Source organism: Sulfurovum aggregans (assembly GCF_055385215.1).
In genome coordinates this window covers 942,689-966,978 of record NZ_AP042387.1, presented here as the reverse complement: position 1 = coordinate 966,978, position 24,290 = coordinate 942,689, and the positions used below count along the sequence as shown (strand labels likewise).

21 protein-coding genes, 1 other RNA gene and 1 pseudogene are annotated in these 24,290 nt (G+C 42.2%); 10 read left to right on the top strand and 13 right to left on the bottom strand.

The features are described 5' to 3' along the window. Positions 1-97: 97 nt before the first annotated feature. The 8 genes and pseudogenes from ACZ48W_RS04735 to ade form a co-directional block, all read right to left on the bottom strand. Positions 98-1,252 carry a nucleotidyl transferase AbiEii/AbiGii toxin family protein gene (locus tag ACZ48W_RS04735; RefSeq protein ID WP_464830470.1) on the bottom strand — a complete coding sequence of 385 codons (1,155 nt, stop codon included), beginning with the start codon at positions 1,250-1,252 and terminating at the stop codon, positions 98-100. A gap of 1 nt (position 1,253) precedes the next feature. After that, a complete protein-coding gene (locus tag ACZ48W_RS04730) occupies positions 1,254-1,754 on the bottom strand; it encodes a hypothetical protein (protein ID WP_464830197.1) in 501 nt (166 codons plus the stop codon). 37 nt (positions 1,755-1,791) lie between these two features. Continuing rightward, complete coding sequence (locus tag ACZ48W_RS04725; RefSeq protein WP_464830195.1) at positions 1,792-2,646, bottom strand: tyrosine-type recombinase/integrase; 855 nt, start codon at positions 2,644-2,646, stop codon at positions 1,792-1,794. A 104-nt stretch (positions 2,647-2,750) separates the two neighbouring features. Continuing rightward, a pseudogene (locus ACZ48W_RS04720) lies at positions 2,751-2,996 on the bottom strand (Arm DNA-binding domain-containing protein); the annotation flags it as partial. Positions 2,997-3,197: 201 nt separating this feature from the next. Further along, positions 3,198-3,571: a transfer-messenger RNA gene (gene ssrA, locus ACZ48W_RS04715) on the bottom strand. Between the two features lie 332 nt (positions 3,572-3,903). Continuing rightward, positions 3,904-5,223 carry an IS1380 family transposase gene (locus ACZ48W_RS04710; RefSeq protein WP_464827689.1) on the bottom strand — a complete coding sequence of 440 codons (1,320 nt, stop codon included), beginning with the start codon at positions 5,221-5,223 and terminating at the stop codon, positions 3,904-3,906. A 125-nt stretch (positions 5,224-5,348) separates the two neighbouring features. Beyond that, positions 5,349-6,632 (bottom strand): NCS2 family permease, encoded by a 1,284-nt coding sequence (locus tag ACZ48W_RS04705; protein ID WP_464830194.1) that lies wholly within the window; start codon positions 6,630-6,632, stop codon positions 5,349-5,351. A gap of 3 nt (positions 6,633-6,635) precedes the next feature. Continuing rightward, a complete protein-coding gene (gene ade / locus ACZ48W_RS04700; protein ID WP_464830192.1) occupies positions 6,636-8,258 on the bottom strand; it encodes an adenine deaminase in 1,623 nt (540 codons plus the stop codon). A gap of 157 nt (positions 8,259-8,415) precedes the next feature. Between ade and ACZ48W_RS04695 the strand changes: the two genes are divergently transcribed. Genes ACZ48W_RS04695 through ACZ48W_RS04675 form a run of 5 tightly spaced genes read left to right on the top strand, consistent with a single transcriptional unit; the run spans position 8,416 to position 12,934 of the window. Next, on the top strand, positions 8,416-9,198 hold the full coding sequence (locus ACZ48W_RS04695; protein ID WP_464830191.1) for a TOBE domain-containing protein: 783 nt from the start codon (positions 8,416-8,418) through the stop codon (positions 9,196-9,198). Positions 9,199-9,203: 5 nt separating this feature from the next. After that, positions 9,204-10,655, top strand: a complete 1,452-nt coding sequence (locus ACZ48W_RS04690) for an OprD family outer membrane porin (protein WP_464830190.1) — start codon at positions 9,204-9,206, stop codon at positions 10,653-10,655. 12 nt (positions 10,656-10,667) lie between these two features. Beyond that, positions 10,668-11,414 (top strand): molybdate ABC transporter substrate-binding protein, encoded by a 747-nt coding sequence (modA, locus tag ACZ48W_RS04685; RefSeq protein WP_464830189.1) that lies wholly within the window; start codon positions 10,668-10,670, stop codon positions 11,412-11,414. Beyond that, a complete protein-coding gene (gene modB / locus ACZ48W_RS04680; protein WP_464830188.1) occupies positions 11,415-12,101 on the top strand; it encodes a molybdate ABC transporter permease subunit in 687 nt (228 codons plus the stop codon). Beyond that, a complete protein-coding gene (locus tag ACZ48W_RS04675; protein WP_464830186.1) occupies positions 12,101-12,934 on the top strand; it encodes an ABC transporter ATP-binding protein in 834 nt (277 codons plus the stop codon). Before modB ends, ACZ48W_RS04675 begins: the two co-directional genes overlap by 1 nt. 64 nt (positions 12,935-12,998) lie before the next feature. On the opposite strand, the gene ACZ48W_RS04670 is transcribed toward ACZ48W_RS04675, so the two are convergent. The 4 genes from ACZ48W_RS04670 to lgt form a co-directional block, all read right to left on the bottom strand. Beyond that, entirely contained in the window at positions 12,999-13,409 is a 411-nt protein-coding gene (locus ACZ48W_RS04670; protein ID WP_464830185.1) for a DUF2141 domain-containing protein, read from the bottom strand. Next, on the bottom strand, positions 13,409-14,902 hold the full coding sequence (locus ACZ48W_RS04665) for a hypothetical protein (protein ID WP_464830183.1): 1,494 nt from the start codon (positions 14,900-14,902) through the stop codon (positions 13,409-13,411). Before ACZ48W_RS04665 ends, ACZ48W_RS04670 begins: the two co-directional genes overlap by 1 nt. 262 nt (positions 14,903-15,164) lie before the next feature. Next, positions 15,165-18,590: a BadF/BadG/BcrA/BcrD ATPase family protein gene (locus ACZ48W_RS04660; RefSeq protein WP_464830182.1), complete on the bottom strand. Its 3,426-nt coding sequence runs from the start codon at positions 18,588-18,590 to the stop codon at positions 15,165-15,167. Next, positions 18,587-19,375 carry a prolipoprotein diacylglyceryl transferase gene (gene lgt / locus ACZ48W_RS04655; RefSeq protein ID WP_464830181.1) on the bottom strand — a complete coding sequence of 263 codons (789 nt, stop codon included), beginning with the start codon at positions 19,373-19,375 and terminating at the stop codon, positions 18,587-18,589. Before lgt ends, ACZ48W_RS04660 begins: the two co-directional genes overlap by 4 nt. 211 nt (positions 19,376-19,586) lie before the next feature. On the opposite strand from lgt, the gene ACZ48W_RS04650 reads away from it, so the two are divergent. Beyond that, positions 19,587-20,180, top strand: a complete 594-nt coding sequence (locus ACZ48W_RS04650; protein WP_464830180.1) for a hypothetical protein — start codon at positions 19,587-19,589, stop codon at positions 20,178-20,180. Positions 20,181-20,269: 89 nt separating this feature from the next. Here the strand turns inward: ACZ48W_RS04650 and trpA are convergent, their stop codons facing one another. Continuing rightward, positions 20,270-21,010, bottom strand: a complete 741-nt coding sequence (gene trpA / locus ACZ48W_RS04645) for a tryptophan synthase subunit alpha (protein ID WP_464830179.1) — start codon at positions 21,008-21,010, stop codon at positions 20,270-20,272. An 88-nt stretch (positions 21,011-21,098) separates the two neighbouring features. Between trpA and panB the strand changes: the two genes are divergently transcribed. The 4 genes from panB to ACZ48W_RS04625 are packed head-to-tail and all read left to right on the top strand — an operon-like array spanning position 21,099 to position 24,273. Then, on the top strand, positions 21,099-21,911 hold the full coding sequence (gene panB / locus ACZ48W_RS04640) for a 3-methyl-2-oxobutanoate hydroxymethyltransferase (protein WP_464830178.1): 813 nt from the start codon (positions 21,099-21,101) through the stop codon (positions 21,909-21,911). Positions 21,912-21,952: 41 nt separating this feature from the next. After that, positions 21,953-22,219: a BON domain-containing protein gene (locus tag ACZ48W_RS04635; RefSeq protein ID WP_464830176.1), complete on the top strand. Its 267-nt coding sequence runs from the start codon at positions 21,953-21,955 to the stop codon at positions 22,217-22,219. A 3-nt stretch (positions 22,220-22,222) separates the two neighbouring features. Beyond that, positions 22,223-23,233 (top strand): Holliday junction branch migration DNA helicase RuvB, encoded by a 1,011-nt coding sequence (gene ruvB, locus ACZ48W_RS04630; RefSeq protein ID WP_464830174.1) that lies wholly within the window; start codon positions 22,223-22,225, stop codon positions 23,231-23,233. Then, complete coding sequence (locus tag ACZ48W_RS04625) at positions 23,230-24,273, top strand: AI-2E family transporter (protein ID WP_464830173.1); 1,044 nt, start codon at positions 23,230-23,232, stop codon at positions 24,271-24,273. Before ruvB ends, ACZ48W_RS04625 begins: the two co-directional genes overlap by 4 nt. Positions 24,274-24,290 lie beyond the last annotated feature (17 nt).

Genomic DNA, 24,290 nt, shown 5'->3' with positions numbered 1-24,290 from the left:
GAATGAGTTGTAAAATGAGTAATGAAGCAATAAAATAAGAAAATAGTGTATTTGATAATAATGTTGTAGAAAAGTATGAAGATAGACGTTTCGATGGTCAAATCCGTAAGCGTCCTGCTTCCATAGAAAGAGAGCTTTTAAGCAGCTTCTCTTTTGCTTCTATCCTCTTAAGCAACTCTTTTGGCTCAAGTTTATGTTTGCTTGCAATTCTTTCGATTTTTTCGTTAGAGTTATGTTTATTCTTAGCACAACTTACAATGCTGTTTTCAAGGGCTATGAGATGATCTTTATTGTGGCGTTTGAAAGTACGGTTTTCTAGCCATTCATCTGGTATGTGTTTTGCAAAGCTAAGGATCTTGGCAAACATTGTATCGTTTTCCAAGTAATGATCAAGCAGAGTGTGACCGCCTATATCCTTGTAAGTAATATCAAGGTTCCCTGCTTTAAGAGCTTTAAGCACCAATTCATCTTCACCAAGGGTTGCCAATTTTTGCAGTAGATTCATTCTGCTTAGTCCAAATTTTCTATTAAGGTATTTTTTGATGATAGAGGGATTGGAGATAATTGTATCGATGCTCTTTGTGTCCTTTTGGGCTTGCTGTTTGATTTGTGCTGCAAGTTCTTGTCTGAATTTGGATAGATTGAGGCTGCTTTTTGGTTTCATCGGATTAAGCCCTGGATCGTCCGGTTCGTAATCTCTTTGAGTGAGTCTCTCCAAAATAAGAGAGGGTGAAAGCTTTTTGGTATAGTGTTGTTTGTAGCTGTCAAGCAGGTCAAAGATAGTTAATTTCTCTTGCTTCATTATGGTGGCAATGTCAAAAAAATCTCTTGATAGTGTGCGATGGTTGAGTATGGCATCCATCTTCATTGCTTTAATTGTCTCAATTCCCGCAACAGCTACATTTTCAAAAGATACGCTTTTCTTTTGTAAAATATCCAAGCTGGAGGCAAAGAAAGTAACTTTGACACCGCTGATCTCAAAATCGATTTGAGTATCGTTTTCTTGGAGTTTTGCAACATCAAATCCGTTTTGTTCTAAGAGAGCCATCATCTTGTCGATGCGTTTTTGATCCTGCTGCAAGGTAGAGTTTTTGATAAAAAAGTCCAAATCTTCCGATAGCCGGTGTTGGTAGTGGATAGCAAGTGCCGTGCCTCCAACCAGTGTCCATCGGCTAATCTCACTCATCGGCATAAATCCCTCATTGAAAAGTTCAAAGGTAGCCGGCGGCATAGATGTTTGCAGCTGCTTCATATTAGACACCGAGGATATCCCTAACCATTGGCTTTGAATGAATGTCAAAATGTTTTAAAAAGACCTCTTTGACCTTATCGTCTCCAAAAGAAAAGCGGATAAAATCAAGATCATCCAACGCCCCTTTTTTGATAATGGAGGCGATGATATTTTCTACCGGCACATTTCCTTTAGGGTTGGACCAAAAAAGATTGCTTGATAGTCTATATTTGAGATTGGCTACCGGAACATAACCTCTTTTTAGCCACTCTTTGTGGCGTGGCTTGATATGCACTATCTCTTTTGATATAGCCCCACGTTGCCCTTTTTTGTAAAATTTTCCATTGCCTACTTTGACTATCACCCCATCTTTGGCAAGGCGTGAGATAGCCTGTCTAAAGGCTACTTTTCTATCTTGAGGAATAGGCTCAAACACGGAATAATCATAAAGTTTATCTTTTCTTAACCGTCTTAACTTATTCTTAATATGGCTTGATATATTGAATTTAGCGTTATTTTCCATAGCACTATTATATCTAAAAATGTCACATTTTCCAAATTTAGATATTTTCATCTATAACCTTTGATTTCTGCTCATCCAGCCAATCCGCCCACCACTGCATCATCTTTTTGCGTTGTGGTAGGTATTGTGCCCGGTTGTATGCCTGGGCGACTTTGGATCCTATCTTGTGGGCAAGTTGGGTCTCTATCACTTCAAAACCATATTCGCTATGTTCATTGGCAATGGCGCTAAACATAGCCCGAAAGCCGTGGGGTACAATGGTGTCATTTCCATAGCCCATACGCCAAAGTGCCTTGGAGAAGGTTACATCGCTCATGGGTGAGTTTTTGTGCCGGTTGGAGAAAAAGATATAGTTCCCACCGGTAGCGTAATGTTTGGCAAACTTCAAGATCTCAAGCATTTGGCGTGAGAGTGGTACGATATGCTCTTTGCCGGTTTTCATCTTTTCACCCGGTATGATCCATTGCTTTTTATCCCAATCAATTTCATTCCACTCAGCCAACCGCACATTTCCGGGGCGGATGGCACTATACGCCAAAAACAATAGTCCAAAACGCACCATATACCATCCGGTATAGTGATCGATGTCATACATCAGCTTGCCGATCTCTTTGGGATCCGTGATGGTAGGGTAGTTTCTGCCGGTTGGTTTTTGCAGCACCATTGAACGCTCTATATCGCCGCAGGGATTACGGGTGCATTCTCCGTGTGCAATGGCAAACTTGAATACCTTGCCAAGCTTGGTAAAAAGCCGTCTTGCAGACTCTACCGCTCCACGCCCCTGAACGGCTTGCACGATGGTAACGATCTGTTTGGAGTTGATCTCTTCGATAGGCAGGTTTCCAATAACCGGCAATACATCACGCCGAAAAGACTCTCTACCCCTTGCCAATACTTTTCATTACGATCCGCTCTGTAATGATCCAAGTATCGCTCAACCATATCTTTGACACTTGTAAAGGGTTGATCCTCCTCTTTTGGAGTTTCCTTTACGGTGCGTGGGTCAATTCCCTGGGCGATAAGGGCTTTGAGTTCATCTCTCTTTTCTCTTGCAGCTTTGAGACTTATAGCTGGGTATTCTCCGAGGCTAAGGCGAGTTCGTTTACCATTGATCGTACAGCGATAACGCCAAAGTTTGATCCCGTGCGGTTTGATCTCTAATTGTAGCCCGTTTCCATCATTGAGAAATTTAACTTTATTATCCGGTTTTTCAAGTTTGATTTTTCTATCTGTCAAAAACATAAGTGGTACATCCTAAATTTTTCTCTTGTAAAAAGTATAGCAAAGATGTACCACTCGGTGTACCACTTGAATTGAGCTTCAATGATTTTTTATGATGAGCAATGATGACTTATGATATACCCCAAAGCACGGTTTTACCGATGTTTGCAAAGGATAGTGAAATTTAATGATTTTTTATGAAGTGTTACTTTTAGTAGCCAATGGTGGAGGTGTGGGGAATTGAACCCCAGTCCTAAAATAGCTAGAACTATGACTCTACATGTTTAGTCGGTGCTGATTATTCTCATCCGGTTTTGTACAACACCCAAAACTTCACCGGACCAGCTAGGATTCTCACACCATGGCATAGCTTCCATGGAGCATAGTCATCAGATATGATACCTCAAACTCCGGTTAAGATGACACTCACCGGCGAGGCAGTCCTCCGCGTTAGCGGGGTTAATGACTTACGCTACTGCGTAAGCTGGACGATAATCTGTATTGTTTGCGTTTAAGCTAAGTGGGCCGCGTAACGGAATTGCCCAGTCCGACATGCACATAGCTCCGACTACTCCAGTCGAAACCAAGTCACCCCCAAAAAAACCTGAAAGATTTTTTTAGTAAATAGTTATTACACCTATTTACTAAGGTGGTGGATAATAACACTTTTAAATTACTTTGTCAAGGGGTGAACTAAACCCAAATCCCGAAATAGAAAATTCATTTCATAAAAATTGAGAGACTATAACCCGTTTTTGTCTCCGAACTGTAAAAAAGTGTGCTTAAAAGAGCTCTTTGTATCCCTATGTCAACAAAGTGGTGCGTCAAATACTCTTTTTAAAGCCATTTTCCTGATTTTTTGACATAGCTATCCTGTCACTTTGTCTGAAGAAGAAATGATAAAGGGAATGCCGCAGTGGTGAAGTTGCTACTCTAAACTGAGCAAATAGCATTGATGCCGTATGTGATTGAGGATATCCACAAACGCTTCATTGACTTTAAGCACGATTTGGCGAGCATGATGGACTACTTTACCTGCAATATGATACAGTTTATAGCGAATGGTTTGAATGGTGTGTTTTTGCCAGCTGACATGTAATATACGTTTAAAGAGTATGAACAGGTTGTATGCCAATGTACCGATATGAAAGTAGAGCGCATTGGCTTGAAAGTCTGAAGTTGGCAGGTACTTCAGATTGAACCCGTTTTTCAGTTCTTTGATTCGGTTTTCACTGGTATCACCCCGTTGTCGGTAAAAGCGTACAATCTCTTCAGCTGTTTTCTCCAAGTCATTGGTGGCAATCACACTGTAACGTTCAGAAGCGAGTGCCAGCTTCTCTTCCTGGCTTAGAAACGCCTCCATGCCATGCAGCAATGGGGTGGTGGTTTTTTTAATCACAATCATACGAAAGGCATGATCGGTATTCTGCATCGTGTGGTAAAATTCTGCTACCTCTTCTTTGAGATGATGTGCGGTACCTTTTATTGTTCTAAGGGGTTCCCAGGAATCAATTGTTTCAATGTTTGTCAGTACACTCCTGTCAAGATGCCCGCCTACCACATAGATGATATTACGATTATTGCAATAATTGAACAGTGATGACTGATACGAAGCGCTATCGGCTCTCAGATAGGAGAGTTTTCGATGTTTGGGAAGTTGTGCTTCACACTGTTTGACGAATGCAAGATTATGATCAGCAGGTGCTACATTACCGGCTCTAAACTCCTGATGAATCACATAGCCGCCATTAAGATGCCCAATGATGGGAGTAAATCCCGGGAACATTTTATAGGTGGTAAACGCAATAGATTTATGGCTTTCTATCACGGTTGCATCAATATCAAGCACCAAAGGTTCATCTATTCTGCGAAGATAGCGTTGTAGCAAGGTACGGTTGAGTTTTTCCATCCCCGACATCTTGACTTTGCCGGAGCGTTTGAGCCATTTGCCGATACTGTCTGCTGTGGGAATATGCTTTATCCCAAGTAGTTCTTGGAGTGCGTGATCGGACTGAAGGGTGCGGATATCCTCCAGATATCTGCCTCCACTGTGTAACATTAGAACAAGTGAATGGATAAAGGTATAAGGATCGTAGCCTCGGTTACTTTTAGGTAAAGGAAGATATCGGTTGCATAACCGATCAAGCTTGATTGCTTTTAAAAACTCTCCAAAGACTGCCTCTCCTGCTCTGGGTGTCAGTCTCTCTTCGGTGCTCTCTACAGTGAAATTTAAAACACTTTGTGCCATACTTTTATCCTCCTGGAAAAAGCTCACCCATTGGGTGAAAGCGTTGAGTGGGCTTTTTCTCTGGCTTTCTTCGTATTTTACAGCATCTTCACTTATTCTTTTGTTTTTCTATTTCGGGATTTGGGCTAAAGCACAAAAAATACCAGTAAAGCAACCACTGCCAAAACACTCATAGCAATACCGATCTTCCTGTAGCTGCCTTGCAGAAGATGAACAAGGACAAACACCAATGCACCAAGGAGAAGACCATCTGTAATGGAGTAGGTTAGCGGCATGCCTGTTACAATAAAAAATGTACTGTATTTTATGGCGGGATCCTGATAGTTGATATGCTGCAGTTCCCCGAACATCATGACACCAATGACAATGAGAATAGGATAAATTGCATTAGAGGGAATAGCCTGGAAAAAAGGAAGCAAAAAAAGTGGAAGGATAAACAGTAACCCCACAACAACTGCACTAAGCCCGGTTCGACCTCCCTCTTCGACACCGGCGGCACTTTCAATGAAGGCAGTCGTACTACTCACTCCGGCAAGACCGCTCAGCATGGTGGAAACAGCATCGGCTTCTATGGTTTTTTGCAACGTGACGGAACCTTTTTCTTTAAAAAGACCTGCCCGCATCCCCACACCGGCCAGGGTACCAAGTGTATCAAAAAGATCAGTGATCAAAAAGATAAGTATGACCGGTACCATTGAAAGTGTCAGAATAGAGGGGATATCCAGTTCAAAAGCGATAGGTGCCATAGATGCCGGCATAGAGATAAAGTGCTCAGGCAGCTTTTCGATCCCCAACATCCATGCAAACAGTGTTGTTAGAATGATAGAAAGAATAAATGCACCTTTGTACTTTTTCAGTGTAAAGAAGATGGCAAGTGCCAAGCCGAACAGACCGAGCAGAACATGGCTGTCATGAAAATTTCCAATGCTGACCAGCGTGGCGGGATCATCAACAATAATCTTCATCTGCTGTAAGCCGATAAAAGCGATAAAAGCACCGATACCTGCACTCACAGCCCGTTTGATGTCCAGAGGAATGGTTTCTATCAACCAGCGGCGCAGCGGTGTTATACTGATAAGAATATAGAGAATTCCTGATACAAATACAATTCCTAATGCACTTTGCCAGGGAATTCCCATTCCTTTGACCAAACCGAAACTGAAATAGGCATTCAGTCCCATTCCGACACTCATGGCAATGGGAGTATTTGCCCAGAAGCCGTTGAGGATCGATGCAAAAATGGTCATCACTGCTGTGGCAGTGATCAGTGCATCATACGGCATACCCGAAGCACTCATAATAGCAGCATTGGCCGGTACGATGTAGAGCATCGCCATAAAGGTGGTAAATCCTGCTGTGATCTCAGTTCTGATATTGGTCTTGTGCTCTTTAAGCTTAAAAAGATTCATACATTACCCCTTACAACTGTTGATAAAATGAAATGTTCGACTGTCAAAAAGACCTTTGTCGCTGAGCTTGAGTTCCGGAATTACCAGTAACGCCATAAACGAAAGTGTCATGAACGGGGCACTTAATGCCGAGCCCAATGTCTCTTTGGCAATGTTGTCAATATTTTTATACTCTTTGGCAACACTGAAACCGTCCTCAGCACTCATGATCCCTGCAATCTCCAGTGGCAGAACCCATTCTTGCGTGTCTGTAACGGCACAGATGCCGCCTTTGTGTCTGATGATGAGGTTGACGGCTTTGCTGATCATCTCATCACTGCATCCTACGGCAATGATATTGTGTGAATCATGGGCAACACTGGAAGCGATCGCACCCTGCTTTAAACCAAAACCATTGACATAAGCGACAGCAGGCAGCACATCTGCATAACGGTTCACTACACTGATCTTGAGAATGTCATGCTCCGGATCACCTATGCTCATTGTGGAAAAATGTGGAAGCTCAACTACTTTTTCATGGGTGATAAGTTCATGATCTATCGCCTGTATCACTTCAACGTTCTCACATAAAGGCATCGCAAAATCTTCCGGTTTTTTTGTACCTGTATGAAAATTGTTGACCTTTTGAATGGCTACGGGATCTATGTTCGATTTACCGTTTTGTGCAACTACTTCTCCATTGATCACAGTTTTTAAAATGCTAAAATCCTTCAGATTGTCCACCTCTATAAAGTCGGCACTGTCACCTTCTTTTAATATACCAACATCAAGATCATAGTGTGTAATAGGATTGATACAGGCGATTTGCAAAACCTTAAAAAGATTATTGCCTTTTGCCAAGGTACGTTTGACAAGCTGGTTGATATGTTCACGATAGAGATCATTTGGATGGCGGTCATCACTGCAGAACATCAACATGGCATAATGCTCATCGATCAGTGGTGCCAAGGCTTCAAAGTTCTTGGCGGCTGAGCCTTCGCGTATGAGTATTTTCATACCGCGTCGGAGCTTTTCCAGCCCCTCTTCATAGCTAAAGGCTTCATGGTCGGTCGTGATTCCTGCATCAATATAGTGTTTAAGATCATCACCTCGAAGCCCGGGAGCATGGCCGTCTACGGGTTTTCCCAGATCCCGGGCAGCCTTTATCTTTAAAAGCATCTCTTCATCCCCGTTGATCACTCCGGAAAAATTCATTACTTCGCTGAGGTATTTGATCTGTGGTTTCTGCAGCAGTGCTTTGACTTCGTCAACGCCCAGTGTGGCACCGCTTGTCTCAAAGGGTGTTGCCGGTACACAGGGTGATGCCCCGAAATAAAATTTAAAATTGACCTGTTCGGCATTGTCCAGCATGAATTCAACCCCTTTTGTACCAAGTACATTGGCAATTTCATGCGGATCTGAAACGGTGGCAACCGTACCGTGGCGAACGGCAAGACGTGCAAATTCACTCGGAGGCAGCATGGAACTCTCTATATGGATATGTGCATCGATAAATCCGGGAAGGATATAGGTAGAACAGACTTCCTTGATCTTTGTAACAGAGAGTATTTTCTGATCTTTAATGATCACTTTAGCAGGATAGATCTCGCGTTGTGCAATGTCGACCAAATTTGCTTTTATCTCCATCAAAAATCCTTCATAGATCAAAAGTATCTTCTGTATTTTTCCACAGATAGGATAAAGAGTGGATTAGAAAATAAAATATAGATAGATCCATACCGTTATATCTTAAGGTATATAATGCTAATATTTCCGTTATATACTTTGGTACATAAGGGATAGAATGGAACTTTCATCAACACTTACTTTGGAAATGTTAGGTGAGCCTTTTTTGTTGGAGAAGCGCATAGAACTTCTATATGCCATAGAAGAACACGGTTCTATCTCTAAAGCAGCTAAAGCGGTGCCAATGAGTTACAAGAGTGCATGGGAAGCAGTGGATGCGATGAACAACCTTTCTGAACAGCCCATAGTCCAAAGAGAGACAGGCGGGAAAAACGGGGGTGGTACGACGATCACCCCATACGGCTTGAAACTTTTGGAGACGTACAGGGTCTTAAAAGAAGAACATACCCGTTTTTTGGAAAGATTGTCCCAGGTAACTGATATAGAAAGTGGAGCGTTTAAGACTATAGGGAGATTAGCGATGCAAATATCGGCAAGAAACCAGATACAAGGTAAGGTAGAGTCCATAGAGTCAGGGGCTGTCAATGCCAAAGTAAGCCTCAAGCTTAAAAGCGGGAACAGGCTTGTCTCTGTGATCACTAAAGAGGCAGTGGAAAACCTGGGACTGAAAGAGGGAGACAGTGCAACGGCGATTTTCAAGTCGAGTACGGTCATGCTTGCAGTTCCGGGCGAAATGCAGCTGAGTGCAAGAAACAGTATTAGAGGGAGTATCAGCCATATCACTGTAGGTGAGGTGAATGCTGAAGTGGTGGTGGATATAGGTCATCATGATGTGCTGGTAGCAGTCATTACTGCGGATTCGTTAAAAACACTGAATTTAAAAGAAGGAAGTAATGTTACTGCAATCATCAAATCGAATGATATTATGCTGGGGAGATAGAGAGAATGACGAAGACAGTAAGTGTGGTTTTGAGTATAATGAGTGTAAGCAGTATGGTTTGTGCATCGGGTGATATGGTAAAGCGTACGATAAAAAGCAACATGACAGAAGTGTATCATGTGTTGCCGGAAGAGGTAAACAGCTTTACTGATATGTTTCAAAAAGGAATATTTTACGGTCGATTCCGAAGTAACTATTTTTGGAGTGATAAAGGGGAAGATCATTATGTGTATGGTGTAGGGGGAAGCCTTATTTTCAAAAGTGCTTACTTCAACGGATTTGGATTTACCACAGGACTCTACACGACACAAAATCCCTGGCATATGGATGATGAAGATGCAGTACTTTACAAAGCGGGAAAAGGAGTGTTAAGCCGGTACGATGTGCTAAGCAGCGGAAAGTATGGTATTAGCTCGTTGGCATTAGCCTATCTTGAGTATAAGAACGGGACCACTTCTCTGCAGGCAGGAAGAGTCATCTTTGAGAGTTTTTTGACCAAGAGCAATGATACAAAGATGATACCCAATACTTTTGAGGGAGTGACGCTTCAAACAGGAGTTATCCCCCATACAAAATTGAAAGCAGGGTACTTAACAAAACAGAAGTTAAGAGACCACTCCGGTTTTCATCACCTTTTAGCCTATGGCGATGATACGAGCGATCCTTATGCACAGTATAGTCAAAATGACGATAGTGCCATGCATAAAGGGTTGACACTTTCAGAACTTCAGGCAAGAGGGATTGATGATGAGCTCATTATTCTTGATGCGAAAAACAGTGCTGTTGACAACTTGACGCTGACATTTAACTATACAGCGGCACCTGACCTGGTATCCTCAGCAATGATACAGGCTGACTATAGCTTTGATATGGGAGGGTTGAAGGTAAAACCGGCACTGCGTTATATGAAACAGTTTGATGATGGTGCAGGAGAGATAGGGGGCGCAAACCTTAAAACAAATACCTTTGGATACAGTGATCCGAACAGTCTGGAGAGTGCTCTCTTTGCAGCAAGAGTCGATGTGGCACAGGATGCATGGAAGCTGCGATTGGGTTATACCAAAATCGCAGACGAGGGTGACCTGATAGCTCCCTGGAGAGGGTTCCCCACCGGTGGTTTTTCCCGTGCGATGGCACAGTACAACTGGTATGCCAATACCAAAACGACTATGCTAAGAGCAGATTATGATTTTGGTAAAGCCGGACTTGTCCCCGGAGTGAAAGCATTTGTGCGTTATGCCATACAGGATTTTGATGACAACAAGCCGGGTGTACAGGCAGACAGCAATGTTTTGACGCTTGATATTTTAAAAGAGTTTGACAGCATCCCCGGTTTGACGATGAAAACACGTATGGCATATGTAGATGGAGACAAAGAGACTGTTGCAGGGGATGGGTCACTCAAAAGTGATCCCTCTTATAATGAATTCCGCTTTGAGATCAATTATCTGTTTTAAAAGGAAAAACAAATGAAAAAATCAGCATTATTCTTTTTGCTTGGCTTGGTAACATTGAATGCAAGTGTCATTAAGATAGCTGTTGCAGCCAATGTAAGTTATGCGATAAAACCGTTAATAAAAGAATTTAATATATCATACCCTGATACTAAAGTCCAAGTCATTCTTGGAAGCAGTGGTAAACTTACGGCACAGATAAAACATGGAGCACCTGTTGAACTTTTTATGTCAGCAAACATGAAGTATCCTGAAGCGCTTTATAAAGAGAAGATGGCAGTGACAAAACCTGTGATCTATGCACAGGGAGCCTTGGCATATCTCTCTGTAAAGCAACAGGATTTTTCCAAAGGTGTGATGCTGTTAACAGAAGAGAACATCAAAAAAATCGCCATTGCAAATCCTAAAACGGCACCTTATGGAGCAGCAGCAGTAGAGGCATTGAAAAATGCAAATGTGTACGATACAGTAAAAAACAAGTTTGTCTATGGGGAGTCTATCTCTCAAACTGTCTCTTATGCAACCAAAGCTGCCGATATAGGGTTGATAGCCAAATCATCACTCTTTTCTCCACAAATGGCACATTTCAAAGAAGGGATCAACTGGAGTGATGTAAATGAAACACTCTACACACCTATCTCCCAGGGGATGGTCATACTTAAAGAGGGTGAAAACAACAGTGAAGTCAAAGCATTTTATGACTTTATGCAGGGGAAAGAAGCCAAAAAGGTATTGAAGACCTTTGGATACAGGGTACCTTAGATGCTGGAATCTTTTGATCTCACCCCTTTTGTACTCTCGTTTAAATTGGCAGGGATGACAACACTCATTTTGTTTGTACTTGCTTTGCCTTTGGCATGGTACCTGTCACAGACCAATTCCAAAGCAAAACCTTTTTTAGAGGCACTTACGGCGCTTCCTATCGTATTGCCCCCTTCTGTTCTTGGTTTTTATATTTTGGTAGCATTGTCTCCCAACTCAACCGTAGGAGGTTTTTTTGAGGAGCTTTTTGATGTGAAACTGGTCTTTAGTTTTACCGGACTTGTTGTAGCAAGTTGTTTCTACTCTCTGCCTTTTATGGTACAACCGCTTCAGGGTGGATTTGAGTCTCTGAACAAACATATGCTGGAAGCATCCTATCTTGCAGGGAAAAGTAAATTTCAGACTGTTCTGAATGTAGCACTTCCCAACATCAAACCGGCATTGATGACAGCACTGATCATCACGTTCGCCCATACAGTAGGGGAATTCGGTGTGGTTCTCATGGTCGGTGGATCCATCCCGGGAGAGACAAAAGTGGCTTCTGTTGCGATCTATGAAATGGTTGAAGTGATGGAGTATGGTAAAGCACATATCTACAGTGCACTGATGGTAGGCATCAGTTTTATAGTACTTTTGTCTGTGTACTTTTTTAACTATAAACAACGTAAGAAATTCGGGGTGCTGTAATGATAAAAATAGATATCTGTAAAGCATTACATGGCAGTTTCGGGGAGATGCAATTAAGTGTAGATCTTCATATCAAAAAAGGAGAGTTCCTTGCACTCATGGGAGAAAGCGGCAGTGGAAAAACCACATTTTTAAGGATCCTGGCAGGGCTTGAGTCTGCAACGGGAGAGATAGAAGTGGAAAATATACATTGGCTTCAAAATGAAAAGTCACTTCCTCCGCAAGAAAGAAAAATAGGTTTTGTTTTTCAGGATTATGCACTTTTTGAGAATATGACAGTAGAGCAGAATCTGCTCTATGTCAATCATGATACAACACTTGCTATGCAGCTCTTAAAGATGACGGAACTGACAGCACTTGCCAAACAAAATGTACAAGTTTTAAGCGGTGGTCAGAAGCAAAGAGTGAGTTTGTGCCGTGCGATGATGCGTAAGCCTGAATTACTGCTTATGGATGAACCTCTTTCCGCACTTGATCCTGTGATGCGTGCCAAACTTCAACAAGAGATAAAACAGCTCCATGATACTTTTGGTACAACGACTATCATAGTGAGTCATGACCCTTCTGAAGTGTATGCTTTGGCAGACAGGGTATTGGTATTGGAACAGGGGAGCATTGTTAAAGATAATTTGGTTGAAGAGGTACTGCGGGGAAAAACAGAAGGACTTCATTATGAGACGGAAGTATTACAACTTTCAGAAATATCCGATACAACCATCGCTACAGTATTGGTTGCCGGGGAGCTTCTTGAAGTAGAGGTTGATGAAGCAGTCAAAATCGGTGATCGTATTGAAGTTGTCTTAAACCCTGCATACAGAGGATCCGGATCGTGATAGTACCCTGTGGCAAGAGCCTGCAGAGGTCTTCTATGAAACCAAAGGGAAAGAATATCTTTTCCTAATAATGTATCCGGATGGTAACTGTTTTATCCTTCTTGAGGGTGAATTTGGCATCTTCAAATGCAGGTGGTCCCAAAAAACCTTTTGCATCATTTGAAATACCTGTACCCTCTTTGGGAAAGCCTATAAAATTTTTATCCAACTTTCCGTTGGCATTTTCATCATGATAGACTGTGACAGCATAAACACCTTCAGGAATATTTTTAAAAGTATAGAAAGTTCCGTTTTTTGTTATGTTTATCTGTGCTTTTTTGTACTTTCCTCTTTCTTTAAGAAAGTATTGACCTGTATGAAATAATCCTAATCCAACGGTTCCTTTGTCACTTTTTAATCCGATGACCCTGACAGTGATCTCTGCAGACAACAGTGACACAGTAAGAATCAGGAAGGCTGGAATGGTTTTTTGCATTATAAATTTCGGGTTTTTATACTATGGATGAGTTGTGCTGCCGTACCAGCCTTTTCCCCTTTAGGCTGAAACAGGTAGTTATGTACTCTATCTGGTATCTTTTGTGGCATCTCCAACGCTTCAAACTCCTCTTTGGCTGATTGTTTTGCTTTAAACAGAGCCATTTGTACACGTGAGTAGAAGTTGGCTGCCCCTTCTCCTGAAGTCTCTATGCTGAGGAAGTTGGCTTGTGGGTAGCGACTGGTTACAAGAGACTGTATACCGTCACTCACGGCTGAACTTGGCATGCACCCAAAGGGTTTGATGGAGATGACCAGGTGGGCCAGGTTGTGCCTCACACTCTCTATGAGGTGGGCAACCTCCAGGTGTCCTTCTCCTCCGCTGCACTCCAGAGTGTAGTACTCTTTGGCAAACTTTGCCAGCTGTTCTATGTTTGGTATGATATAGTCATGTAATCCTATGGCTTTGGCGTAGAGGTAGAAGTGGGTTTTAATGGCTGCCTTTCCTGCTTTGATGAGTAGACGGGTTTTGAGGTTGCCAAAGTCTATGCTTTCTGCATTTTCTACGGCTAATGATTCTTTTTTGTCAAGTGCCTGTTCTGCTTCCCAGATGCTAAGCATCAAACGGTTGAGTATGGGTTGGGGGATACACTCTGCACCTTCAGCTTCCAGGAAACGGTGCAGATTGTAGTTACCGTCTCCTTCGGTCATCGCTGCCCAGAACTCTCCCATGACCATTACTTTGGCTTTGGGTTGTAAACGGTTGAGTTCGACCTCACTTAAAACAGTTCGGCATTTCCACATGGCTTTAATAAGGCTTGTATGTTTCAGGAAAGCTTCCGATACGATCTCTTTACACTGCTCGAGAGCTTCATCGGTAGCACCTTTTTTTAGCTCATACGGACGCATTTTATAGCCAAGGATATTGATGATGTCTCCGATGATCACAGATTTGATGAGTGTCACAAAGAATGTAGGAGAAAAGCTGAGGATATCTTCTTCTATCTCATCTCCCTGGAAGATGCCTTTGTCATGCTCAAATGAGGTAAGTCTGAAGCCTTCAAACCCTGCATCACGCAAAGCCTTTTTGTACTCGGTAATATACATTCCAAATCGGCAGGGACCGCAACCTCCCGCAGTGATATAGACATATTTCTTCACGATCTCCTCTGGGCTTAATCCTTGTTCGTCACGCAGGTTTTGCAGATACTTGACCAGGTTTCCTACCGTAAAATAAGTAGGATTGCACTGCCCGCGGTTCCCGAAGGCTTTGCCTGTCTGGAATGATTTAAAGTTAGGGTTGGGCAGGGCTGTGAAATGGATGTCCATGGAGTTGAGTGCTGCTTCAACAAGTTTGTCCTGCAGGAGGGTTAATCCGCCTGAGAGGAAGATGGTCTCTTCTTTGGCTGCATATTCAATAGGTTTGGAAAGGATGTCTCTCCATTGGGAAGGAGCTTTGTTAATGAAACTCAGGTCACCGTTTTTGTCGGTCATTTTGACATTGTTGCAGTGAATACTCATTTTTATTCTCCAACTTTGTTTTGAATGTTATAGTTTCTTTGTTCATTTTTTTTCTTTGTCGCTGCAACAAAGAAAAAAGAACGAACCAAAAAAAAGAAAATGCAAGCGACATAAAGTGTCTGCAAGGGGTTACTGATAACTTGTTTAAATAATTTTATGTTAACGATAGCTTTATCCATTAGCAAAGTAAATAGGGAAAATTGTATACAATCAAAGTTAAATAAATTTATAGTTCTCATATCAAAGCCTCTACTGAATTTTGGATAGCTTTCGGATCAAGTTCAGTATGATATGTATTAAGATCTTTTTGAAGTACCTGCTTGTACTGCTCTAATGTATATGCAAACGTCTTCACACGTATCTTGATCGACCCGCCCGGCTTATTGGCATCAATATCATGTAAAGTAAGATGAGGTGTACGGCTGGCACCCAAAATCTTGTCTATGATGGCATAGGTAGGAGCATCATGCCCACACTTGAAAGAGCTGAGATCAAGTACCGCTATATTGGGGTGGCGGGCTGCAAATTTGGCAGCCCAGACCTTTTGGGCTGAGTTGGTAGAGAAATTTTCCAGCCATACATCACGGATATCGTAAGGGGATTCTATGAACCCTTTTTCTACATCTTCTGCAAAATAACGCATAAGATAGGCTTCATCTTTAGGGATGGCTCTCATGGAAAGTGTTTTAAAGCCCAAAGACTGGAACTCATCGAGTACTTCATGGTTAAGCCCGGGATCTGAATGGTAAGGACGGCCAAGCAGCAGGATAACAATTTCATTTTTCTCTTCAGCTTCATCCAGGATGGTACGGCCTTCCTGCATGATCTCTTGATCGTTTTGGTCGAGTGCCTTCCACGCCTGTTCCACTGCCCAGTTATTCTCATCTTCTGTGATACGCAGTTTACTTCCCCAGGTGGCAAAAAGCTGTTTTTTAAGCAGATCGCCATTGTCAAAATCAAGTGCATCATCAACATACTCTATGCCTTTTTCTTCAAAAAGGTTCTTCTCTTTGGTAAAAGCAGAATAGACCACCTTGGGTGTACCGGAGACGATGGGACATGAGGTTTGCCCCATAGTATGCCTGACATAACCCGGCAGTTCCGTAACAGAGGGGAACCAGAGGTAGTTAAAAGATTTTTTAGCAAACTTTTTGGAGTACATGAGCGCATAGACATGAGACTGGGCTACTTTAGCCGGATAACAGGAATCCACAGAACCGTATTTTGCACCTTCAAGGTACATATCTTCATTGGAGAAGCCTGAGAATTGAATATTGAGCGGATCGATGTCAAGTGCTTCAAGATAGGTACGCATGAATGGAGCCAAAGAGTAGATATTGAGTACTTTTGGTATGGCTATTTTAAGGGTTTTTCGAAAGGCTGTATCTTCTTCCGTACTCAGTGAGAAGTTTCTGTTTACCTCACGTCTCAGTGTCGGTCCCCAGCCACCTAAAGTGACTTTGACCTGCTGCTCTTTAATGAGCATCTCTGCAGTAGGCTTTGGCTCTATGGTGTAGAGTGGTGCAAAGAGTTTGGTAGATTCTTTTTTCACAAGGTTCGGTACGCTCTGCTGCAAAGCTTTTCTACCGCTTTTAAGTGCCTTAAAGGCTTCTGCCGATTCCACGGTACCATCTTCACATGAAAATCCTGCAATGTATCGGACAGTGTCGGAAGAGGGTGTCTGTGTATCAATGAAAGTACGGGAACAGTTAATGGTGCAGAAGTGACAGCGTGTACTCTCATCTGTTTTGGAAGTGTAGGTCATCTGTAATGCTTCTTGCATACCGACAAACGTTGCATACCCTTTCCGGGCTACAATATCTTTGGCTTCCAGGGCTGCCCCATAGGCACCGGCTTCACCGGGGTGAGGATGTACATCAACTTTTGCATGAGGCACTTTCTCTTTGATGTAATCTACCTGTGCTTTGAGTGCGGCCTGATTGTACTGTGTCCCTCCCTGCAGAACAAAATGGTCTCCAAAAGCAGCGAGATTGGGAGCCTGAACTACATACTGCCAGACATTTTTAGGCAAGACTTTTGAAATACCTGCAAAGAGCTCCTCTTTGGTGTAGCCTTCTTTTTGGAAGTTTACCCTGTCTGTATCTAAAAAAACAGCACAACCGTAGTTGAATCTCGGAGCCTGTTTTGCACTGAATGCTACATCTGCAAATCCTTCTACAGGTACACCGAACTGTTTTGCCATACTTTGCAACAGCATTCCGTTCCCCGCAGAACATTGATTGGAGAGACGGAAATTCTTCATCATACCGTTTTCCAGAAAAAGTACTTTGATATCCTGCCCTCCAATATCACAGATGACATTGATACTCTCTCCAAACGCTTTTTGGGCACTCTTCATATGGGCAATGGTCTCGATGATATTTGCATCGGCTTTAAGTGCTCCACCCAGTACATCTGCAGCATAACCGGTTACCCCCAAGCCTTTAATATCATAAAAGTTGTTCGGGTCCTGTTCCTGTATTTTTTCGAGTAACTCAAGGGTATCCTCTATGGGATTGCCACGTGATAGTTGATACACTTTTAACAGCAGTTCGCCATTTTCATCACAAAGCACTGCTTTAGAAGAAGTTGAGCCTCCGTCAATACCTAGAAAACAGGCGGTTTTTCGGGTAAGCACAGGGGGTATGAAAGGTTTGATCGTATAGGCTTCTTTAAAGGCTTTTAACTCTTCAGGACTGGAGACCAGAGGTGCATCATTGTTCTCATTTTGTGTAATACCGCCGGTATCGACCAGTGTTCTGAGTTGAATGAGACCTGAAAAAGACTTTTCATGGCTGGATTCACCTTCCCCGAAGATCACTGCACCCAAAGCAGCATAATACTGAGCATTCTCAGGTACGACAATGAGTTCATTGAGTTTCTCTTTATCATACGCAACCCCTCGCTCATCCCAAAGTGCAGAGATACGCATACGCCAACACTCCTGCAGGAACGGCAGATAGGTATTGGGCCCTCCTAAAAGCAGGACTTTTGGCATAAGGGTATTTCCCCGTGTCAGTACGGTAAGGTTCTGCATGACGATAGCATCAGCAAGAGAATTCATGATCTCATCAGAGGGAACAGAAGTTTTAACCAGATTAACAATGTCTGTTTCGGCAAAGACCCCACATTTGGCTGCGACATGGTGGAGCTTGTCTGTTTGAAAGGTGAGTTTCTGTACATCTTCTCTCTCCATACCGACCTTCATAGTACACTTTTCTATGGTCGCACCTGTTCCCGAAGCACATTTGTCATTCATAGAGGTCAGTACGGTCTTCTTACCGTCTTTTCCCTCTTTAAAATGGATGATCTTTGCATCCTGGCCACCCAGTTCCACAACAGCATTGACATCGGGATGATGGTGTTCTACTGCAAGTACTACGGCATTGACCTCCTGAACAAAACGTGCGTTAATGACAGGAGCAATACGGGAGGCACCCGAACCGGTGATATAGACCTTGTCCAGGTTATTGTAAGCATCCTGATAGGTTTGGGAGAGTTCTTCCAAAAGACGTAAAAGAGTAGGAGCTTGTTTTGTATCATGCGGAGTATAGGCTTTGGCAATGATATTAAAATCCTCATCGCACAGTACATACTTTACCGTCGTGGAACCTATGTCGATACCAAGTGCATATTTTGATGCAATAGGTTTGGTCATCATAAGTTCTTTTTAGATGTTTTAAATGCCCAGATGATCCAGATGACTCCGGCGATGATATAGGGTACTGAGAGCATCTGCCCTGTACTGAAAGGCAGATCTGTTATATAGGCTGCCTGTCTTGTTTTGGCATACTCTATGAAAAATCGTGCAGTAAAAAGTGTTACAAGAAAGACTCCCGGAAGTATCTTTGTAGCAAAGATCGGGCTGACTCTGCGATAGATGGATATCAGTATCATTAGGATAATGAGGTAGGCAAATGCTTCATAAAGTTGCACCGGGTGTCTGGGTATCATGTCAATACGCTGAAATATGATCGACCAGGGGAGTTCTGAAGGTTTCCCCAGTATTTCGGAATTAAAAAGGTTGCCAAAACGTACGAAAGCAGCAGTCAAAGCTCCCGGGATCGCCACACGGGAGAGGAGCCACATATAAGATTCGTTATAGCGTTTCGCAAAGAGATATAAAGCGATAAGAACACCGGCCAGACCGCCATGACTGGCAAGTCCACCTTTCCAGACTTTTAGTATCTCCAAAGGCTTACTTAAATAAAAGTCTGGTTCATAGGCAAAACAGTGCATCAGACGGGCACCTACAACAGCACCGACCATAATATAAATAAGCAGATTGTCAAGGACAGCAGGGTCTTTTTTTTCGCGTTTATAGATCCATTGGAGTATCATAAGACCAAGAAAGAAAGAACCTACGAACAGAAGTCCATACCAGCGAAGCTGCAGAGAACCTAATTCCAAAATATTCGGATTGACGTTCCAGACGAGATGTTTCATATATAATTGCCTTTATGTGATAGGCTGTATTATACTTGAAAATGTTTAATGGTGATTTTACAGGACAGAACCAGGTATTTTTTGAACGGTAGATACTAGATGGTTTTTTGAAGTATTGATGCAGTGATCTTATGATCCAGTACTGTCCTTTAAGAATTGGTTAAGGTATCTGTGTAATAATAAAACAAAGATGAAAGGAAGGAGTATACGTATGAAAAATTTTAAAAAAATGATGGTTATCCCGATGATACTGGCTTTATTTTCAATAGTGGCGAATACGGAGGATGTAGTTGATACATTGAATGAAGCTATAAAGTCTTATGAAAATGGTGAGTATGGGGCAGCAGCAGAAGATATCAATTATGCATTGCAGCTTATTCAGCAGAAAAAGAGTAAAGGGTTAGAAGCCTATCTTCCGGAGCCACTTTCCGGATGGAATGCAAAAAAAGCAAAATCACAGACAGCCGGCGCAGCGATGTTTGGCGGAGGGATATCTACTTCCCGGGAATATACCAAAGGTTCATCCAGGGTCCATATCGAGATCATTACGGATTCTCCGCTTATGCAAAGTATGATGGGCCTTTTTGCCAACCCGATGTTTGCTGTATCAGATGGGGGTAAACTGGAACGTATCAATAGAGAAAAAGCGATCGTGAAATACAATGAAGAGAGACAAAGAGGCGATATTAGCATCGTGGTAGCCAGACGATTTTTAGTCAAGGTTGAAGGACAGAAAGTCTCTCTTGAAGAACTTAAAGCATATGCAAAAGCCATTAATTTCAGGAAGTTGAAGAATTTACCGTAGTGACGGAAGAGTGAATTCAGACAGCCGGGAGTATGCCAGGCTTCCGGTACGCTATTTGAAAAACAAAAGAGGCAATAGGGAAAGTGGTATTAAAAATTTATCTTCTCTTTGATCTCTCTGGCAATTGCAGAAATTTTAGTGATCTTCTGTGCATCGTTCAAACTTTCATCCAGTAACACTTTTACAAATGCCGAACCGACGATGACACCATCAACTCCTTTGGCTTTCTCTTCAGCTGTGTTCTGGTCAACACCGAAACCAACATATACCGGTGTATCGGTAAAGGTTTTAATATCTGTAATGATCCCCTGCAGATCTTCACTTTTCCCTGCTCCGGTAATACCGGCATAAGCAACAAGATAGATGAACTTTTTTGCATCTGTAACGATCTGTTCTATACGTGTTCTGGAGTCTGTAGGTGCGATAAAATCAATGAGGTTAAGCCCTGCAGTTTCTATGAGAGGTTTGTAGGGTTTTGCCTCTTCGAAAGGAAGATCGGGTATGATAAATCCATTGACACCTGCTTTTTTTGCTTCCGTAATAAAAGTATCCACTCCTTTATGGTAAAAAGGATTGAAGTAACCCATCCATAGTGTATCTATATGTGGAGCGATCTTTGCAGATGCTTCAAAAAGATGGTCTAGTTTAAATCCATTCTGCAAGGCTTTAAGATTGGCTGCTTCAATGACAGGACCATCTGCGACAGGATCCGAGAACGGCATACCAAGTTCCAATGTATCTACACCGGCTTCACTAAGAGCAAGTGCTGCATCAACAGTAAATTCTAACGATGGGAAACCGGTGGTAATATATGCGACTAATTTTTTCAATAGGGACTCTTTTTATCTGATTATTCTATATAGTTTCAACATTATATGATAAAATGAGTAAAAATATAGATTGGGATAGTAAAAACAGATGAGTATTCATACCCCTAAGATAGAAAAAAAAGTAACTTTAACAACTATTGCTAAGATGAAAGGTGTAGAACCTATTACAATGGTAACTGCCTATGATGCACTCTTTGCACAGTTGTTTGACGGTGAAGTGGAGATGATCCTGGTAGGTGACAGCCTCAATATGAGCTTTCTTGGCAAAGAAGATACACTGTCTGCAACAATGGATCAGATGATCTATCATACACAGGCTGTCTGCAATGGTGCAAAATTACCGTTTATTGTACTTGATATGCCTTTTGGAACCTATACATCACCGGAAATTGCTGTACAAAATGCAACAAGGGCATATCAGGAGACCAATGCACAGGCTGTAAAAATAGAGGGAGGGAAAGAGAGAGCACATATTGTGAAAGCTTTGACGCAAAACTCTATTGCTGTACTTGGGCACATAGGACTTATGCCGCAGTTCCTGCGAAGTGACGGCGGGTACAAAATAAGAGGAAAGGACCAGGCAGATATAGATGCACTTGTGGAAGATGCGAAAGCATTGGAAGCAGCAGGGGTATTTGCCATTGTTGTAGAAGGTGTGAAAAGTGAAGCGGCAGAGGCTGTTACTAAAGCAGTATCTGTACCGACCATAGGTATTGGTGCAGGAAATACCACAGATGGGCAGGTATTGGTCTGGAGTGATATGTTCGGTTTCTTTGAATCATTTAAACCGAAGTTTGTTAAGCAATACTGTGATGGGGCAAAACATGTACGTGATGGGTTGGAAGCATACAGGAATGAAGTAAAAGCAAAAGAGTTTCCCAGCAAAGAATATACCTACTAAGGGGTTTTATGATAAAAATAGTTTTAAGCATATTAAGTGTTATGGCAGTAATTATGATGAGTGGATGTGCAGATAACAGTAATGTTAAACCGAGTAAAATAGCTGGTTTTGGTGCTGCTTCTGATGTAAAAAACAAGCTCAGTACAACGCAGGGACTACAAAATACCAATATTATAGTGAGCGTTAAAAATGGCAAAACGGTATTGAGTGGCGTAGTACATAGTGAAAAACAGAAATATTTAGCAAGCAGTGTAGCAAGATCAGTAAAAAGTTCCGGTACTGTAGTAAATCGTTTGGCGGTACAGTAAATCATGGAAAGAATGGTTGAAATAGAACGCTTCGAGGAGGAAGCAAGCTATGAAGTGACACTTCGTCCCAGTTCCTGGGATGAGTATATAGGGCAAGAGAAGATCAAAAAGAATCTCAAAGTTTTTATAGAGGCAAGTAAAAGAAGAAATGAAGCTTTAGATCATATTCTTTTCTTTGGACCTCCGGGTTTGGGTAAAACGACCATAGCAAATATTATTGCCACAGAGATGGGTGCAAACATTAAAACTACTGCTGCTCCGATGATAGAAAAAGCAGGGGACCTGGCAGCACTTTTGACGAATATTGAAGAGGGTGATATCCTTTTTATCGATGAAATCCACCGGATGAGTCCGGCGATCGAAGAGATACTCTATCCTGCTATGGAGGATTTTCGTCTGGATATCATTATCGGGTCCGGACCTGCAGCCCAGACAGTCAAGATAGACTTGCCGCGTTTTACACTTATCGGCGCAACCACACGGGCAGGGATGCTCTCAAACCCTTTAAGAGAACGTTTCGGGATGCATTTCAGAATGCAGTTCTATACTCCGGAAGAGCTGGCAAAGATCGTTGCACAGGCTGCCCATAAACTTGAAAAACCTTCTCAGGAAAAAGCCTCTGTAGAGATAGCCAGGAGAAGCAGGGGTACACCTCGTATCGCACTTCGCCTACTGAAGAGAGTAAGGGATTTTTCTGAAGTAGCCAATGAAAGTGAAGTGACATTGGAACGGGCACAGTATGCTCTGGATGAACTTGGTGTCAATAACCTTGGGTTTGATGAACAGGATATACAGCTGTTGGAACTTTTGGTAAGTGCAAAGAACAAACCAATGGGCCTCAGTACCATTGGGGCAGCATTGAGTGAAGATGAAGGGACGATAGAAGATGTGCTGGAGCCGTATCTTATTGCAAACGGCTATATAGAGAGAACGGCACGCGGGCGTATAGCCACCCAAAAAAGCTATGAACATTTTAAACTGGGTGGGGTAGCAAAGGAGGGTCTTTTTGAATGATAAGTAATAAAAGTCTGATGATAACGGCACTGTTCATATTTTCAATTATCGGTGCGTACAGTATCTATCAACCTTTTTTACTCTCCCTGGTTGTTGCAATGCTGCTTACAATGGCTACCTATAACTTGACTAAAAAAGTGATCAAATATTTTAAATCAAGAAAGATCAGTGCAGTGATTGTCACGATCTTTTTAACCCTTATTATTTTTGTTCCTATTGTTTATATTGCAACTGTCGGAGTATCATATGCCGCGAATATTGATGTAAAAATCATTAAAGAGATCACTTCCGTAGTCAAAACATTTGCTGAAGAGATCCCTTATCTGAAAGAGTGGGTTGAGGCAGGATTGAGCGATGAGAAGATAGCAGAATATATCAGAGAGTCGACTCTCTATATGACGTCAGCGGGAAGTGTAGGACTCGGGTTTGTAAAAAATATGGTTCTTGTTCTTGTATTTTATTTTCTTATTAACTACTATGGAGAGCGTTTCTTTGATCTGGTACGTGCACTGATGCCTGTAAGCAAAATGAAAAGTGCAAAGATGATTCATGAAGTTTCCTCTACTATGGAGGTGGTTTTTTACTCTATTATTGTGACTGCTATTTTTGAAGGTTTCCTTTTCGGTATAATGGTGAGTCAGTTCGGATTTAATGGGTTGCTGTTCGGTGTTATCTATGGCTTTGCCTCTCTTATTCCTCTGATCGGCGGTGCAGTGGTATGGATACCGGTTGCACTCTACAGCTGGACAAAGATAGATGCCAATACAGCGATTATTATCGCAACTTATTCTGTGGTCGTCATTTCTATCATTGCAGACACTTTTGTCAAACCGATGATTATCAAAGTGATTAAGGAAGACCTCCTCAAAAGTACGATCGAGATCAATGAAATAGTCATTTTCTTCTCTATTTTGGCCGGTATGAGTACGTATGGTTTCTGGGGTATGATCCTGGGACCGGCGATCACCTCATTTTTGATCGCCATTACAAAAATATATATTGATTACAATTATAAAGAGCAGGCGATCGGAAGAAACTGAAAGTTTCAAAAGAAGAT

Coding starts and splice junctions, on each gene's coding strand:
- ACZ48W_RS04735 (WP_464830470.1), bottom strand. CDS start 1,252: ATGAAGCAGCTGCAAACATCTATGCCGCCGGCTACCTTTGAACTTTTC.
- ACZ48W_RS04730 (WP_464830197.1), bottom strand. CDS start 1,754: ATGGAAAATAACGCTAAATTCAATATATCAAGCCATATTAAGAATAAG.
- ACZ48W_RS04710 (WP_464827689.1), bottom strand. CDS start 5,223: ATGGCACAAAGTGTTTTAAATTTCACTGTAGAGAGCACCGAAGAGAGA.
- ACZ48W_RS04705 (WP_464830194.1), bottom strand. CDS start 6,632: ATGAATCTTTTTAAGCTTAAAGAGCACAAGACCAATATCAGAACTGAG.
- ade (WP_464830192.1), bottom strand. CDS start 8,258: ATGGAGATAAAAGCAAATTTGGTCGACATTGCACAACGCGAGATCTAT.
- ACZ48W_RS04695 (WP_464830191.1), top strand. CDS start 8,416: ATGGAACTTTCATCAACACTTACTTTGGAAATGTTAGGTGAGCCTTTT.
- ACZ48W_RS04690 (WP_464830190.1), top strand. CDS start 9,204: ATGACGAAGACAGTAAGTGTGGTTTTGAGTATAATGAGTGTAAGCAGT.
- modA (WP_464830189.1), top strand. CDS start 10,668: ATGAAAAAATCAGCATTATTCTTTTTGCTTGGCTTGGTAACATTGAAT.
- modB (WP_464830188.1), top strand. CDS start 11,415: ATGCTGGAATCTTTTGATCTCACCCCTTTTGTACTCTCGTTTAAATTG.
- ACZ48W_RS04675 (WP_464830186.1), top strand. CDS start 12,101: ATGATAAAAATAGATATCTGTAAAGCATTACATGGCAGTTTCGGGGAG.
- ACZ48W_RS04670 (WP_464830185.1), bottom strand. CDS start 13,409: ATGCAAAAAACCATTCCAGCCTTCCTGATTCTTACTGTGTCACTGTTG.
- ACZ48W_RS04665 (WP_464830183.1), bottom strand. CDS start 14,902: ATGACCGACAAAAACGGTGACCTGAGTTTCATTAACAAAGCTCCTTCC.
- ACZ48W_RS04660 (WP_464830182.1), bottom strand. CDS start 18,590: ATGATGACCAAACCTATTGCATCAAAATATGCACTTGGTATCGACATA.
- lgt (WP_464830181.1), bottom strand. CDS start 19,375: ATGAAACATCTCGTCTGGAACGTCAATCCGAATATTTTGGAATTAGGT.
- ACZ48W_RS04650 (WP_464830180.1), top strand. CDS start 19,587: ATGAAAAATTTTAAAAAAATGATGGTTATCCCGATGATACTGGCTTTA.
- panB (WP_464830178.1), top strand. CDS start 21,099: ATGAGTATTCATACCCCTAAGATAGAAAAAAAAGTAACTTTAACAACT.
- ACZ48W_RS04635 (WP_464830176.1), top strand. CDS start 21,953: ATGGCAGTAATTATGATGAGTGGATGTGCAGATAACAGTAATGTTAAA.
- ruvB (WP_464830174.1), top strand. CDS start 22,223: ATGGAAAGAATGGTTGAAATAGAACGCTTCGAGGAGGAAGCAAGCTAT.
- ACZ48W_RS04625 (WP_464830173.1), top strand. CDS start 23,230: ATGATAAGTAATAAAAGTCTGATGATAACGGCACTGTTCATATTTTCA.